Origin of the sequence: Oceanobacillus halophilus, from assembly GCF_003628505.1 — a bacterium.
In the GTDB taxonomy this organism is placed as follows: domain Bacteria; phylum Bacillota; class Bacilli; order Bacillales; family Amphibacillaceae; genus Oceanobacillus; species Oceanobacillus halophilus.
In genome coordinates this window covers 39,918-54,262 of the sequence record NZ_RBZP01000023.1, presented here as the reverse complement: position 1 = coordinate 54,262, position 14,345 = coordinate 39,918, and the positions used below count along the sequence as shown (strand labels likewise).

At 35.8% G+C, this 14,345-nt stretch carries 16 protein-coding genes and 1 riboswitch; of the genes, 11 read left to right on the top strand and 5 right to left on the bottom strand.

From position 1 onward, the window contains the following. Positions 1–449 precede the first annotated feature (449 nt). From D8M06_RS17630 to D8M06_RS17605, 6 genes are all read left to right on the top strand, one after another. Positions 450–761 (top strand): YunC family protein, encoded by a 312-nt coding sequence (locus D8M06_RS17630; RefSeq protein ID WP_121205905.1) that lies wholly within the window; start codon positions 450–452, stop codon positions 759–761. A gap of 161 nt (positions 762–922) precedes the next feature. Next, a complete protein-coding gene (locus tag D8M06_RS17625; RefSeq protein ID WP_121205904.1) occupies positions 923–2,005 on the top strand; it encodes an HD-GYP domain-containing protein in 1,083 nt (360 codons plus the stop codon). A 53-nt stretch (positions 2,006–2,058) separates the two neighbouring features. Beyond that, positions 2,059–2,868 (top strand): sporulation protein YunB, encoded by an 810-nt coding sequence (yunB, locus tag D8M06_RS17620; RefSeq protein ID WP_121205903.1) that lies wholly within the window; start codon positions 2,059–2,061, stop codon positions 2,866–2,868. Between the two features lie 45 nt (positions 2,869–2,913). Then, positions 2,914–3,091, top strand: a riboswitch (Lysine riboswitch). Between the two features lie 156 nt (positions 3,092–3,247). Further along, positions 3,248–4,801, top strand: a complete 1,554-nt coding sequence (locus D8M06_RS17615) for a Na+/H+ antiporter NhaC family protein (RefSeq protein WP_121205902.1) — start codon at positions 3,248–3,250, stop codon at positions 4,799–4,801. Between the two features lie 242 nt (positions 4,802–5,043). Continuing rightward, positions 5,044–6,576 carry a sodium-dependent transporter gene (locus tag D8M06_RS17610; RefSeq protein ID WP_121205901.1) on the top strand — a complete coding sequence of 511 codons (1,533 nt, stop codon included), beginning with the start codon at positions 5,044–5,046 and terminating at the stop codon, positions 6,574–6,576. Beyond that, the gene (locus tag D8M06_RS17605) at positions 6,577–6,684 is read left to right on the top strand and encodes a MetS family NSS transporter small subunit (RefSeq protein WP_121205900.1); all 108 of its coding nucleotides are present in this window, start codon (positions 6,577–6,579) and stop codon (positions 6,682–6,684) included. It abuts the gene before it with no gap. Between the two features lie 50 nt (positions 6,685–6,734). Here the strand turns inward: D8M06_RS17605 and D8M06_RS17600 are convergent, their stop codons facing one another. Together D8M06_RS17600 and D8M06_RS17595 are read right to left on the bottom strand one after the other, a co-directional pair. Next, complete coding sequence (locus tag D8M06_RS17600; protein WP_121205907.1) at positions 6,735–7,667, bottom strand: M23 family metallopeptidase; 933 nt, start codon at positions 7,665–7,667, stop codon at positions 6,735–6,737. A gap of 97 nt (positions 7,668–7,764) precedes the next feature. Then, positions 7,765–8,325: a YhcN/YlaJ family sporulation lipoprotein gene (locus tag D8M06_RS17595; protein ID WP_121205899.1), complete on the bottom strand. Its 561-nt coding sequence runs from the start codon at positions 8,323–8,325 to the stop codon at positions 7,765–7,767. 133 nt (positions 8,326–8,458) lie between these two features. On the opposite strand from D8M06_RS17595, the gene D8M06_RS17590 reads away from it, so the two are divergent. Next, positions 8,459–8,734 (top strand): YutD family protein, encoded by a 276-nt coding sequence (locus tag D8M06_RS17590; protein ID WP_121205898.1) that lies wholly within the window; start codon positions 8,459–8,461, stop codon positions 8,732–8,734. Between the two features lie 36 nt (positions 8,735–8,770). Here D8M06_RS17590 and D8M06_RS17585 read toward each other — a convergent pair whose 3' ends face one another. Beyond that, the gene (locus D8M06_RS17585) at positions 8,771–9,022 is read right to left on the bottom strand and encodes a hypothetical protein (protein ID WP_121205897.1); all 252 of its coding nucleotides are present in this window, start codon (positions 9,020–9,022) and stop codon (positions 8,771–8,773) included. Between the two features lie 752 nt (positions 9,023–9,774). On the opposite strand from D8M06_RS17585, the gene D8M06_RS17580 reads away from it, so the two are divergent. After that, complete coding sequence (locus D8M06_RS17580; protein ID WP_121205896.1) at positions 9,775–10,086, top strand: hypothetical protein; 312 nt, start codon at positions 9,775–9,777, stop codon at positions 10,084–10,086. An 86-nt stretch (positions 10,087–10,172) separates the two neighbouring features. Here D8M06_RS17580 and D8M06_RS17575 read toward each other — a convergent pair whose 3' ends face one another. Continuing rightward, positions 10,173–11,600 (bottom strand): amidase, encoded by a 1,428-nt coding sequence (locus D8M06_RS17575; RefSeq protein ID WP_121205895.1) that lies wholly within the window; start codon positions 11,598–11,600, stop codon positions 10,173–10,175. 121 nt (positions 11,601–11,721) lie between these two features. On the opposite strand from D8M06_RS17575, the gene D8M06_RS17570 reads away from it, so the two are divergent. Genes D8M06_RS17570 through D8M06_RS17560 form a run of 3 tightly spaced genes read left to right on the top strand, consistent with a single transcriptional unit; the run spans position 11,722 to position 13,603 of the window. Beyond that, complete coding sequence (locus tag D8M06_RS17570) at positions 11,722–12,159, top strand: DUF86 domain-containing protein (protein ID WP_121205894.1); 438 nt, start codon at positions 11,722–11,724, stop codon at positions 12,157–12,159. 14 nt (positions 12,160–12,173) lie between these two features. Then, positions 12,174–12,815, top strand: a complete 642-nt coding sequence (locus D8M06_RS17565; RefSeq protein WP_121205893.1) for a helix-turn-helix transcriptional regulator — start codon at positions 12,174–12,176, stop codon at positions 12,813–12,815. 14 nt (positions 12,816–12,829) lie between these two features. Continuing rightward, positions 12,830–13,603, top strand: coding sequence for a TIGR01457 family HAD-type hydrolase (locus tag D8M06_RS17560; RefSeq protein WP_121205892.1), 774 nt, complete (start codon positions 12,830–12,832; stop codon positions 13,601–13,603). Positions 13,604–13,817: 214 nt separating this feature from the next. Here the strand turns inward: D8M06_RS17560 and D8M06_RS17555 are convergent, their stop codons facing one another. After that, positions 13,818–14,327 (bottom strand): phosphatidylglycerophosphatase A family protein, encoded by a 510-nt coding sequence (locus D8M06_RS17555; protein ID WP_421904697.1) that lies wholly within the window; start codon positions 14,325–14,327, stop codon positions 13,818–13,820. Positions 14,328–14,345: the final 18 nt, after the last annotated feature.

Sequence of the window (14,345 nt, the reverse complement as noted above, 5' to 3'; positions counted from 1 at the left end):
AGGAGTCTCCGTATTCTGCCTCCGCTAAGATAGATGCATGAGATATTTTTGAGATGAATGTTCTTGAAATCACGTTTAAGACCATTATTATTCTTGAAATAGCATATTTCTTGTTTATACAAGTAGAGTTGACAACATAGCGAAGGAAATACACGGAGACTCCTGCGGGAAGAAAAGCCTAGGTGAGACTACGGAGAGCGATAGCTCGGAGTAGGCTCAGCAGCGCCCGCGGAAAGCGTAGTGTATTTCCGTAGCGGATATAAAGCACTATTCTTAATTAAAAAATTATTAATGAAATAAATCAACAGTTTCTATCAACTACGATTTAAATATAACTAAAAAAATATCCCCCTCATAATTTATTGATTAATCTTGGAGTTATTTGTGACATTCCACTACTTTCCTGCATACAGATATAATGTACTTTACGAAGGAGGCACAAGATTTATATGGTTACAGTAAAACCTTTAGAAGTGGAAGGAAAGTATTTTACTGCAACAACAGTTGAACTGCCAAAAACAACATTATTAGTAATCTCGAATGATGTTGGTTATATTATGTGTGCGGCTTTGGATGTAGATTTCTTTGATGATAATCCTAAACTAAAAACACGAGAAGTAATAGCAGGTCGTGCAGAAGGAGTTCGGACGATAGATCAGTTATTGCACGCACCCTTAGCAAAAGTAACAGATGCTTCTCGAGAGAATTTTGGATGGGAAGTTGGAATGACTGGCAAAGAAGCACTACTTAAAATATCATAAATCTTTCAAATAGCAGAAGCACTTTAGTCTATTGGTGCTCCTGCTTTTTATGTTAATTACAAAAAATTAAATTAATTTATAGAAAACCTGTCGAATATCTGTTACTATTTTTGTAGACATATGTCTAATAAGGTCGAAAAAGACAAAGTTAGGAGAACCTTATGAAACTTGTAAATACCAAAACGATTAAACCAGGAGCTGTTCTTGCACAATCTATTTATAATGAAAATGGAGTTGTACTTATTTCTAGCGGGATGAGTTTGACAGATAAAGTGATAAGAAGGCTTATCAATTACGGTATTACTTACGTGTACATAGAAGATGAACGGACAAAGGATATATATGTAGAATCACTTATTCCTGATAAATTGCGGACAGAAGCGACAAGAACAATAAAAGATACATTTACGGAGATAAAAAAGCAAGGTATCATGGAAAAATCCTATATCCTAGATAAAAAAGGGAAGGAATTAATGGATGTAGTGAAGAAGTTAACGGAAGAAATAAAAAATAATGATCAATCATTGTCCATGCTTACGGATATCTTCCTAACAGATAATTATATATTTCAGCATTCATTAAATGTAGCTATCTATTCTTTAGCAATTGGTGTGAATTTAAACTTTACTAATAAAAAACTAATGGATATTGGAATTGGCTCTTTACTGCATGATGTCGGTAAGATTTTTATTGAACAGGATATCTTGCAAAAACCTGATAGATTATCAGACGAGGAATTTGAGATTGTGAAAAATCATACAGTTCTAGGATATAGATTTTTAAGTAAGAATGGTGGTGTTCCTTCTGTGGTTGCGCACTGCGCGTACGAGCATCATGAGCGATTGGATGGTTCTGGTTATCCGCGTGGACTTGTTGGCAATGAATTACATACATATGCTAAAGTAATTGGAGTTGCCGATGTTTTTGATGCCGTTACAAGTAACCGTGTCTATCGTGATGCAATGCTCCCGCATGAAGGCCTGGAGATACTTTATGCTGGAGCTGTCCATTTATTTGATAAAGAGATGGTTGAAGCCTTTAAAAAAAGTATTGTTGTATTTCCAATAGGTTTGTCGGTTGAATTGAGTGATGGCAGGAAAGGTGTAGTAGCAAGACAAAATCAACACCTTTGTGATCGACCAGTGATTCGCGTTGTAAAAGAAAAGGAAACAGAAGTCGCACCATATGAAATCGATCTTAGCAAGGTGCTAAATCTTACCATAGTTTCTGTAATGAAGGACTAGTTTTGAATTCTAACCCCCCTGAAACAAGCATAAGTTGTTTTAGGGGGGGTTTTATGAGTTCACGTAAACGGTTTGGTAAGAAAAGATTTGCAGCACCCTCGGGTAAAAGTATATTTGTTATCAGTCTTTTCATTTTTGTTATCTGCATTATTATTAGTATGCAGATTATTAGTCGGGGCCTGACACCAGCGATTATTGAAATATCAGAAACAAAGACAGAGGAATTTGCAACAAGAGCTATTAATATGGCTGTAAGATTTGCAGAGGGGTATGACTTTAGTGATGTACTAAATATCACTTATGACAATGAAGGGCATGTAGCTACATACAATTGGAATCAAAATGTAGTGAGTGAAATAAATAGGGTTGCAACAGATCGTGTAGAGGAATTTTTCCTTCACATGAATAGAGGGGATCCTATTTCATATGATTATTCTTTGCATGAACCTTATAATTATAGTGATGGAGCAGAGGATCGTGCTGCTCAAGATCCTACATTAATTGAAGTACCACTCGGGGAAATTACTGGCAATGCAGTCTTAGCAAATTTAGGACCAAAAATTCCCATTAATCTTGAACTTGTAGGTGCTGTACGAACAAATATCAAAAGAGAGACAGAACCGCTTGGTATTAATGGTTCTTGGGTCTCCTTATACGTTAATGTCGAGGCAGATGTACAAATAATCATTCCATATATTACTGATGTAACAACTGTTCAGACAGAAATATATATAGATAGTGGCGCGATAATGGGAGACGTACCTGACTTTTATGGTGGGGGAGGAGACGGTCCATCTATAGCGGTACCAAAGGATGATATTAAAAATGAAGAAGGTGTTCAAGAGGACTTGTCAGATGAGTAATAATCTAGTATAGTAGTTATCGGAAATTAATAATAGACCTCAGATCGGTGAGGTAGAGGTGCAAACAAGATTAGTAACTAGCAGGAGAATGACAACGATGATTGTTAGCGAAAGGATTGTTTGCCGAAGCGTAATAAGGGTCAAACTTATTACTGCTGGTATGCTTTTGAACAAGAGGTGTACTGTCATGCAGGAAATAGGTGCATGGAGAACTACTGATCGAAATGGAGGATAACGTATTTTAACAAAGATAGGTTATTTTCTGTCTTTGTTTTTTTGTGTTTAAAACAGCATTTATTTGAAAATACGTATGCTCGTACACCAACATTTCAACATATCTCCTCACACCTATGAAAAAATAAAATCGGAGGTAAACATGATGGAGGGAACTTTTTATTCAATTATTCCGGCAATAATAATGTTAGTATTAGTTATTATAACTAGAAAAGTTTTATTATCTTTAGGTGCGGGGATTATTATTGGTGCTTTATTTATCCATGAATTTAATATATTAGGAACGATTCAAGAGATTTGGATTGTTTTTTATGAAATATTTATTTCAGATGGAGCCTTAAATACCGGAAATCTCTTACTTATTGGATTTCTATTATTATTAGGTATGATGACGGCGTTTCTTCAGGCTTCTGGGGGAAGTCGTGCATTTGGAGAATGGATGATGGACCGTGTGAAAACCCGTCGAGGTGCTCAGGCTATGTCTGGATTGTTAGGACTAATTATTTTTATTGATGATTATTTTAATGCTTTAGCAGTTGGGCAAGTAGCTCGGCCATTGACTGATAGACAGAAAATTTCACGTGCAAAATTAGCTTATATCATCGATTCGACTTCGGCACCTATTACTGTTGTGTCTCCAATATCAAGCTGGGGTGCTTATATCATTGGTATTTTAGGTGGGATGTTTGCAGCGAATGGTATAACAGAGATTCAACCTTTACAAGCATTTATACAGATGATTCCATTAAATTTTTATGCATTATCAGCCATTATTTTAGTATTTCTAGTTGCGTATTTAAAACTTGATATAGGACCGATGCGTAGGCATGAACTTCGTGCAATTCGTACTGGTGAAGTTATAGACCCAAAACAAAATAATGTACCAGGAGATTTAAGTAATACATTTAAGCCACATCCTAAAGGAAAGGTGTATCACTTACTACTTCCAATAATTGTTCTTGTAGCTGTTACAGTTACAACAATGATTATTACAGGTGCAAATGCTAGTGAGGGGAAAGTAAATATATTAACTATATTTGCTAATACCAATGTTAATTTGTCCTTATTTTTTGGTGGAATCGCTGCAGTAATTACTTCTCTAGTTTTCCATTTAGGACAAAGTACACCAAAAGCAAATATTGGGAAAATGCTTTTAGAAGGTATCAAAACAATGCTTCCAGCTATTTATATTTTACTGTTGGCTTGGATGATTGGTTCGATAATTGGTACTCTGGAAACTGGCCAATATTTAGCTCAATTATTTAGTAGTATGCAAGTTAGTGCTGCACTTTTACCACTCTTGTTCTTCATTGTTTCAGGATTTATGGCTTTGGCCACAGGTACGTCTTGGGGCACCTTTGGGATCATGCTGCCAATAGCAGCGGAAGTAGCAGCTATTACAGATATTGATATGTTGTTACCATCTCTTGCAGCTGTACTAGCAGGATCAGTATTTGGTGACCATTGTACACCAATTTCAGATACAACTATTTTGTCGTCGACCGGAGCAGGAGCAAACCATATTGACCACGTTATAACGCAAATACCATATGCTATCATAGCAGCAGTAGTTGCTATTGTTGGGTATTTAATTGTAGGATTTTCAGGACAAATATTCATTTCGATTATAATCTCAATAATTCTACTAATAATTATTAGTTTAACGATAAAAATCTTTATACGGAATAAGGAATTTTAAGCATAATGAAAACTATTCTTTCATCTATTAGTAATGGGAGGATAGTTTTTTATTTTATTAACATATTAATGTTAGATTCTAGAAAATCTTGTAAATCGTTTAAAAATTTGTATTATTCTTTTGACATAGGATAAAAGTACCTTTATAATACAAATTAATATTAGTAGAGAAATGTTTTTAAACTTCGCTATTGTGGGGTATGGGACTCAATCGATAGCAAACAAAAAAGGGGAGGCATTTATATGGAGACACGTTCACAGTGGGGGACAAGAGCAGGTTTTATCTTAGCTGCAGTTGGTTCAGCCGTGGGCTTAGGGAATATTTGGCGTTTTCCATCTGTTGCTTATGAAAATGGTGGAGGAGCATTCTTTATTCCTTATCTATTTGCTCTACTTACTGCAGGGATACCACTATTAATTATGGAGTTTACGATAGGTCATAAGTATCGTGGCTCGGCACCTTTATCTTTCAGCCGTATGAATAAGAAGGCTGAATGGTTAGGTTGGTGGGGAGCATTAGTTGCATTTGTTATTTCCACTTATTATTCAGTCATTATTGCATGGGCAATGTCTTATTCTATTTTTTCATTTAATTTATCTTGGGGATCTGACACAGAAGGATTTTTATTTAGCAATTACCTAAATCTGACGGATCCTGGTCAAACAGGAAACTTTGTGCCAGGAGTACTTGTTCCATTAATCATAGTATGGGTTTTAGTACTAGGAATATTATTCAAAGGTGTAAAAAAAGGTATAGAAATTGCCAATCGTATCTTTATTCCGCTATTAATCGTTTTATTCTTAATTATTGTTGTACGTGCACTAACTTTACCTGGAGCAATCGATGGATTAAATGCATTCTTCCAACCCGATTTTAACAGTATTATGTCTTCAGATGTTTGGGTAGCAGCATATGGCCAGATTTTCTTTAGTTTATCCATTGCATTTGCAATTATGATTGCATACTCCAGTTATTTACCAAAAAAATCTGATATTACAAACAATGCATTTATTGTTGGTTTTGGAAATTCCAGTTTTGAATTACTAGCTGGTATTGGGGTTTTTGCTATACTAGGATTCATGGCTGGCCAAGCAGGTGTTGGCATAGATGAGGTAGTTGCTGGTGGAGTAGGGTTAGCGTTTGTGGTATTCCCGCAAATAATCAATGAGCTACCTGCATTGAATGGGTTATTTGGATTTTTATTCTTCGCATCGTTAGTATTGGCTGGATTAAGTTCATTAATCTCTATTTGTGAAGCATATATATCAGCACTAGTAGATAAATTTAAAATATCAAGATCAAAAGCAGTATTATTAGGTGGTGGACTATCCGCTTTAGTATCATTACTTTATGCAACACAGGGTGGATTGAATTTCTTAGATGCAGTAGACTATTTTATTAATCAGTTTGGTGTTGCTTTTGTTGGATTAATAGAGGTTGTAATGGTTGCATGGATTTTAAGAAAGATGAAAACATTACAAGAACATGCTAATGGGATTTCCGACATTCGATTAGGTGCTTGGTGGAATATTAGTTTGGGAGTAATTACACCTATTGTGTTAGGGTATATGATGTTTGACCTCTTTAAACTAAACCTATTGAAGCAATTTGAAACAGAAACAGGAAATTATGGAGGCTATTCCGATGGATTTATCATGGCTGCCGGTTGGAGTGTAGCTGGAGCAGCATTAATTATTGGAATCCTGTTGATGTTTACTAAATGGAAATCAGCAGACTCTGCTAATGATATCGAAAAAACGAAGGAGGCAAAATAAATGACTGGTGGAGCTATCTTCGTAATGATCCTAGGTATGTTAATAATTTGGGGAGGGCTTGGACTTAGTATTTCCCATGCTATTAAGAAAGGAAAAGAAGTGAAGTAAATTAACATTTAATCAGGAGAGCCGTAACATTTTTAAGGCTCTCCTAATAATTAATCCCTCGTCATTCTTTCCCATTTTCTTAAGTAAGGATATGGGTCGAAAGAGAATTCATTTTTTCCGTTATCTTTATACATACCATAATGTAAGTGTGGAGGGAATTTACCCGATGTTCCAGGAGGTCCATATCCTGTAGAACCAACACTTCCAAGGACATCACCTGGTTTAACAACTTGACCTAATTTTAAATCATCATTGTACCCGCTCATATGTGCATAGTAATGATAAATGTTGTATATATCCCTTATTCCTATACGCCATCCTCCGTATAGGTTCCACCCCATCATTTCCACGACACCATACGTAGTAGATTTAACGGGCGTCCCATAATCTGCAAATATGTCTGTGCCTTCATGTATACGTATACCACCAAATCCTCTTCGATCTCCCCAGGTATTGTGATAGGTATAGTTATAACCGGTATCGACTGGAAAATCTCGGTTCGTTAAATTAATTTCCTTAAACTTTTGAAATACTTTTGCTGTATTTTTGATAGTCTGGACGGTTAGGTCACGTTTATAATAATTCCACAGAGCAATCTTAATATCATCTTCTGTAGGGCCGTATTCTAATATCATATTACCCATTGTATATAGAATATCTTCGGCATTGTCAGGATCAGCCTTACCGTCACCATTACCGTCTTTTCCTTTACCATCGAACAGTTTAATTATCTCGGCCTTTTGACTTTTATTGACGTTTCCTATGCCAAACCACAGTTCCAATGGTATTTCAATGGAAATGACTTTTTCAGGTTTCCTGCTGTCTTTAGTATTGCGTTCAAAATTATCAATAGCTGCAAAGTAATACCACGGTATCTGTGTTAAAGCTTCAGTCTTCTTGAAAAGAGCCATTCTTTTCTCATAAATCGCATCTTTATCATCATCTTCTGCATTTATTCCAGTTGCTGTACCAATTAAGACCATTATGCTGACTAAAAGAACAATTAGAATTCGATGCAAATTTATCACCTCCTAAATGAGCGTATTTATTGTTGTAATGGGTATTTGTGAAGTTGGTACCTTACACATTATCATCCTTACCTTGAGGGGACTTTTTCATTTCTTTAATAAGTTGCTCGATTAAATTGTCATAATTCCGATTTGTTGTGGAATTATGTAGGCTTTGTATATCCTGCATTAAAGTAGAATTTTTTGATACATATATCTCATAAAAACTTGGCATCATCGATTCTGCCGTCTTTTTAGCAATTTCTGCAGTTCTCCCCGTTTCATTTTTATCACTCTCTTCATAAGCGATTAATACTTCTTGATCGGTAACTAAAGTAGCAACTTCTTCAAATCCGTCATTTCTTAAGATAGTCCTTGTAATCATTTCAGCCATTTCGGGACGGTCAATTTTTGCTTCTTGTTCCATATTTTCGTCAAGGTCATTTTTAGAGTATTTAACATAACCTAATTGTTGATTAAGATCTTGATTATCAGTGGCTTCCCTTTCATTGTTTGGATTAAGTTCTTCAGCAACCTTATCCCTTTCTTGCATTGTATTGTCTGTATCTGTATTACAAGCACTCATGATGAAGAACGAGCTTAGAGTAATCATAGTTATGATAATAGTTTTCATATTGAATACCTCCTTTAAACGTTATTTCCTTTTTATTTTGCTGTTAATTATGGAATTAATGCACTGAAATTTCTGTTTCTGTATTTCAACATGTGGTAAAATAGATGGAGTTGTAAGTGAGGTGATTTCCAAATTGATTCAATTAAATGGAAAGCAATATGAAATCATAGAAAACGTAAAGGATGGATATCAAGAAACTGTATTTAAAGAACGTTACTCCGACATATTAGCAAAATATGATTATATTGTTGGGGATTGGGGCCACAATCAGCTTCGCCTAAAGGGGTTTTATAATGATAGAAATTCCAAGGCGTCGATTGATACGAAGATAAGTACGTTGGATGATTATCTATATGAATACTGTAATTTTGGATGTGCTTATTTTGTGTTGAAGAAAATAAGAAAATAGGAGCAGTAGTTAGATTTAACCTACTGCTCCTTTCTGTTACTCGTCGTGGATAGGGTGAGCCCCAGGTGTTTGTCTAGGAAGATCTTCATGTTGTTCTTCATCAGGATAGACAAATGCGCTCGTCCGCTTTTGCCCTTCTTCCCAAGGTGTTGTTTTGCTGGTTACTGGCTTATCTTTATTGAATGCTGAACCAAAAGCTCCTTCAGGGAATTCTTCAGGAATTAACTCGTTTTGCGTTTTGTCTACATTAGAGAAATCGGAAAATTTTTTATTACGCTCTTTAGGCATTTCTTTTCCCCCTTTCACATAGTAGTTTAAGCAAAGTTAGGGAATGTATGATAATACTTATTCGGAGTTCCAATACATAATAGTGCATAACTAAAAGTTTAATCGCTTATAACTGTGTCGGAATTGATACAAAGTGCTGATTTATTTAATTTGGAATAAATATGAAATAAGGTGCGTTGTTGATTTCCGCTCCGGGCAGTCGCGCACCTTAGGGCGGCTGATGAGCCGCTCTTCCCGCAGGAGTCGACTGCCCTCCGTTCCAATCAACTTGCTTAATAGTAGTGGCTATATCTAAGAGCCTTTATAACACGATTGGAAGTTAAAAAGCACTAAACTAGCGAAGGAAATACACGGAGACTCCTTGAAAAAAGAAAACCACTTTTTTCTGCGTGCGATGAAACCCTGCCGAAGCGTACCTTGTCCTGCGGGAAGAAGAGCATCGGTGAGACTGCGTAGTGAGGGAACTACTTGAATATTCTTGTTCCCTTGCGCCGAGAAAGCCCGCTTCGAAGCATTACTGGAAGACGCAGGCGCACAAGCTTTTCAGCACGAAGGAGGCTCACCAGCTCCCCTAAGGTGCGCGTAGTGTATTTCCGTAGCGGATATATAGCAGTATTCTTAATTAAAGTAATCAACAGTCTATACAAAATGCGACATAAACGGTAAAAAGCTACAAATCATTTTCTGCAGGGCGAGTATTGAAGTTTCAATCTTTCAGTAATCAACCTAAATGAAAAAAGGAGTTGAAGCGGTTGCTTGTTTCAACCATTTTAAAATGGATCAGTGGTGGTCTGGAAGCTTTTTGGGGGATTCCTCTTGTTGGCGGTGCCATTATCCTTGCCTATGCATGGCTGCCCTTAGTATTTATGCTAGTATTGCATATTGTTACACTTGTTTTTTCGGTAAGAGACCAGAAGAAGATTCATGGAAGTGTCTTAGGAATTGTAACTTCCTGTGTTGGGTGGATACCCATATTAGGAATGATCATGCATATTATTACTGCGATATTCTTGCTTATAGATGCTTATAAAAATAGATCAGATGAATCAGAAAAAGTTATATAAAAGGAATTTTTTCTTGTTCAAATTCACTCTAATGTGAGAAAACAGTAACCCAACAAATTCTTTAACGGAATTTGTTGGGTATTTGTTTAGTCATATTTCTTGCACCGTACGTATCCACGAAATCTTTTTTCCAATAACTTCCCTAATCGAAAAATAGCATCCTCATTTCCTATGGAACCAATAATCTGAATGCCTATTGGTAGATTATTTTCATCTGAATCTACAGGAATTGTTAGTGATGGCAGTCCCCAAACATTTGCATACGCTACATATGGCATATAGTTTAAAAAGGTTTTACGAATAGAGAAGATTTCATGATACACCTGCCCGTGTTTGGGTGCACTGTTATGGTATACAGGAAAAATGAGCAGACGATTATTCAAATAATCATTTAATCTACTGTCCCCTTGTTTTAAAGTGTTCTTCACTTGTAATAGTCGTTTTCCTGATGGTTTAAATACTTTTGAACCGATAATCCCTAAAGATAGGAAGGGATGTATTTTTTTTCGCTGTGTTAATTTTTCTCTTATAAAAGCATGTACTATACCAGAACGATCATTACTGAAGGATTCATGCTCTAATAATTGACTATCATTACTTGATAAGATATCTTGCCATAGTCTTGCACTTTCTTCAAAAAATGGGGGAACTGTTCTTTTAATCGAAAAGAATTTCCCTAAGTATCCTTCTATATTATTTAGCACTTCTTTTGTTATATCGGATAGAGGATACTCAATCGTTCCTGGAAGAACTTCAATTTTGAAACTTTGCAAATGTCTTGTTGCTACAGACTTTCCAGAAATGATTTGGTACATTAACCTCATGTCCTGCACTGATTTTCCCATCGGACCTATAGCGAACATTCTCTCTTGTAATACCGAACTGACTGATGGAAAATATCCTTCTGCAAGGACTTGATTCATACCAGGTTTAAATCCAATGACGCCATTAAAATGTGCTGGAATTCGAATAGAGCCACCTATATCGGAACCAATCCCAACACCTGATCCACCTGCAGCCAGTAATGCTCCTTCGCCACCGCTAGAACCACCAGCTGTTTTCATAATATCCCAAGGGTTGTTTGTTCTTCCGTATAATTTGTTTTCAGTCTCTTGACTAAAGCACAAGGTGGGGGTATTGGTTTTTCCTAAAATTATTGCCCCAGCATCTTTTAATTTGGTAATAACATCTGCATCGTGTCGGGATATTAGGTCTTGGCGATGTTCGAGCCCACCTGTGGTTTTCATATTGGTGACATTGAATGCCTCTTTGACACTAATTGGCACACCATAAAGAGGGCCTTTAGCATGGTTGGGTACGGATTGCTTATCAATTAACTCAGCTTCAACCAGTGCTTGCTCAAACCTATTTTCAACCATAGCATTAATTTTTGGATTGAATTTATTTATTTGTTCTATGTAGCTTTTAACTGCTTCTGAACTTGATATCTCACCTTTTTTTATGGATCCGGCAAGGGATGTGGCATCCATATCTATTATTGATGTAATCGTCATCCTATTTCCCTCATTATTTGTGATATTTTTAAAACGATTTCCTTTGTGATGCTCTTATTTTATATGTAATATGATATGATAATTTTATATAAATTAACAGTCTAACAGGGGGAGAGCACACATGTATTTTGTTGATCGAAAAAAAATTGAAGAAATCCTTTTATATATGGAAAAAGTATTAGCTGAACTAGAAGGGAAATCGTTTGAAACGGCACTCGAAAAATTTAGTCAAGAAAGAATGGCTCATGTATTGATTGAAGCAATTCTAGATGTTGGAAACATGATGATTGATGGATTTATTATGCGTGATCCAGGAAGCTATGATGATATTATTGACATATTAATTGATGAAAAAGTGCTTCCTGCTGAAGAAGAAGCAGATTACAAGGAATTTATTAGTCTTCGCAAAATGCTTGTCAATAATTACATGAATGTAGATTATGCTCATTTAGAAAAAGTAATTAAAGATAAAAAGAAAACGCTAGAACATTTTAGTTCTCATATTAATACCTATTTAACTAATGAATTGGGAGTTGCAAATGCATTTTCAAATAGGTAATGGAGGTGATGTGAATGAATAAACAAACACCACCAAAGCGAAAACTACTGAATATATTAAAAAAGAATCATGCGATGACAATAGGGAACATAATGGAACATTTTACTATATCTGAAGTTGCAGTACGTAAACATCTTCATGAATTAGAAAAACAAGGATTGCTAAAGAAAATTTCTCATAAACAAAATATTGGAAGACCTTACCTTACGTATGAACTAACGGAAAAAGGACATTCAACTTTTCCAAACCAATATCAATCGCTACCGGTAGAATTGTTAAAAGATTTAGAAGAGCTTCAGGGAGAACAGGCTGTCTATGATTTATTAGAAAAACGAATGCAAAGAGAAAAAGCTTATTTTGAATCGAATTTTGAATCGAGTGGCTTAGAAGAAAAAATTAATCAGGTTGCCCAAATCCAGAATGAAAATGGATATATGGTGGAGATTGAGAAAACAGAACAAGGCGATTACGAAATTAGAAATTACAATTGTCCGATTTCAAATATTGCATCCACCTACCATCAAGTTTGTATAAATGAAAAGAAAATGTTTGAGCACCTATTTTCTGGTAAAGAGGTCTCTGCTCGATCCTGTATAACGAAGGGCGACCATCTATGTAAATGGACAATAAAAAATCCATATCCAACAACAGATTGAAATGAGGAAATAAATTGAAGCAATATAAGGGTTATTTAATTGATCTAGACGGAACCATGTATTTGGGAGAAGAACCGATAGAGGCAGCTGCAGAATTTGTAAATAAATTAGTAGAAAAAGAAATTCCTTATCTTTTCGTAACAAATAATTCTACGAAAACAGGTGAAGATGTATCCAATAAATTAAATAAAATGGGAATTAAATCTAAACCTGAACAAATCGTAACAACTAGTTTAGCAACGGCAAATTTTATTAAACATCAAAAAGATAATGCTACTTGTTATGTGATTGGGGAGGAAGGAATTCGTCATGCTATAGAGAAGAGTGGTTTAACTGTGGTTGACGGGGAACATGCCGATTACGTTATTGTTGGCCTTGATCGACAAGTAAATTATGAAAAATTTGCAAAAGCCTGTTTAGCCGTTCGAAATGGTGCAACTTTTATCTCTACTAATGATGATGTGGCGATACCGACAGAAAGAGGCCTGCTTCCTGGTAATGGTTCAATTACTTCCGTGGTCACGGTAAGCACCGGAGTTGCTCCAACGTTTATCGGTAAACCTGAAGCGATTATTATGGAAGAAGCGCTGAATATTATTGGATTATCAAAAGAAGAAACATTGATGGTTGGAGATAATTATGACACAGATATTAAAGCAGGGATAAATGCTGGGATGGATACACTAATGGTATTCACTGGCGTCACCCCGTATTCGGAATTTGAAAAGTTTGAAACAAAACCAACCCATTATGTTCATAGTTTACGTGAATGGATGGACAAAATATAATTTATCTAAGACTCGGGGATTAAGTGTCCCCGGGTCTTATTTACTCTTCGTAGTGATAAGGAAGTGGTTTTCTTCCGAGGGAGGCTGAGGCCATTCCCACGAACCGCAAGTATTCTGCCGCAGCGAGTCCAAACACTTTACAATTACTTATGTTGAAAAAGCCACAATCTTTTAGAAAACAGCCTTCTTTAAAAACAACGTGTAAGTAATATATTTACTCATCATCTTCTGCAAGTTCTTCGTACGTATGAGCTAATCGGCTGGAGGCGGCTGCTGCTATTGCACCGACGATGTCATCTAAAAAGGTATGGCATTCACCAGAGGATTTATCATTTAGTTTCTTCAGGATACCTGGTTTCTGTTTATCAATATACCCATAGTTCGTAAAACCGATGGAACCATAAACATTTATAATGGAAAAAGCAACAATTTCATCAACGCCATATAGTCCTTCATCTTTCTCAATTATTTCTTGAAGTGGTTCGTCTAGTTGTTTTTTCTCGGCTAAGATATCTAATTGGATCCCAGTAATAATTGCGTTTTGTACCTCACGTTTTGTTAATACCTTCTCCACATTTTCTCTGCAAAGGTCCATTGTGAGTTCATCGTGATAAGCTGATTGCAGATAGTATACTAATTCAGCAATATTATCAATGGATACTCCTCTTTCTGATAAAAGTTCTCTTGCCTTCTTTTCTAATTCACTTGTTTTAGCCAAATTTATCACCTTTTTCTTTTTATT

Coding starts and splice junctions, on each gene's coding strand:
- D8M06_RS17565 (WP_121205893.1), top strand. CDS start 12,174: ATGAATAAACAAACACCACCAAAGCGAAAACTACTGAATATATTAAAA.
- yunB (WP_121205903.1), top strand. CDS start 2,059: ATGAGTTCACGTAAACGGTTTGGTAAGAAAAGATTTGCAGCACCCTCG.
- D8M06_RS17570 (WP_121205894.1), top strand. CDS start 11,722: ATGTATTTTGTTGATCGAAAAAAAATTGAAGAAATCCTTTTATATATG.
- D8M06_RS17625 (WP_121205904.1), top strand. CDS start 923: ATGAAACTTGTAAATACCAAAACGATTAAACCAGGAGCTGTTCTTGCA.
- D8M06_RS17585 (WP_121205897.1), bottom strand. CDS start 9,022: ATGCCTAAAGAGCGTAATAAAAAATTTTCCGATTTCTCTAATGTAGAC.
- D8M06_RS17630 (WP_121205905.1), top strand. CDS start 450: ATGGTTACAGTAAAACCTTTAGAAGTGGAAGGAAAGTATTTTACTGCA.
- D8M06_RS17610 (WP_121205901.1), top strand. CDS start 5,044: ATGGAGACACGTTCACAGTGGGGGACAAGAGCAGGTTTTATCTTAGCT.
- D8M06_RS17600 (WP_121205907.1), bottom strand. CDS start 7,667: ATGGTCTTAATTGGTACAGCAACTGGAATAAATGCAGAAGATGATGAT.
- D8M06_RS17615 (WP_121205902.1), top strand. CDS start 3,248: ATGGAGGGAACTTTTTATTCAATTATTCCGGCAATAATAATGTTAGTA.
- D8M06_RS17595 (WP_121205899.1), bottom strand. CDS start 8,325: ATGAAAACTATTATCATAACTATGATTACTCTAAGCTCGTTCTTCATC.
- D8M06_RS17575 (WP_121205895.1), bottom strand. CDS start 11,600: ATGACGATTACATCAATAATAGATATGGATGCCACATCCCTTGCCGGA.
- D8M06_RS17605 (WP_121205900.1), top strand. CDS start 6,577: ATGACTGGTGGAGCTATCTTCGTAATGATCCTAGGTATGTTAATAATT.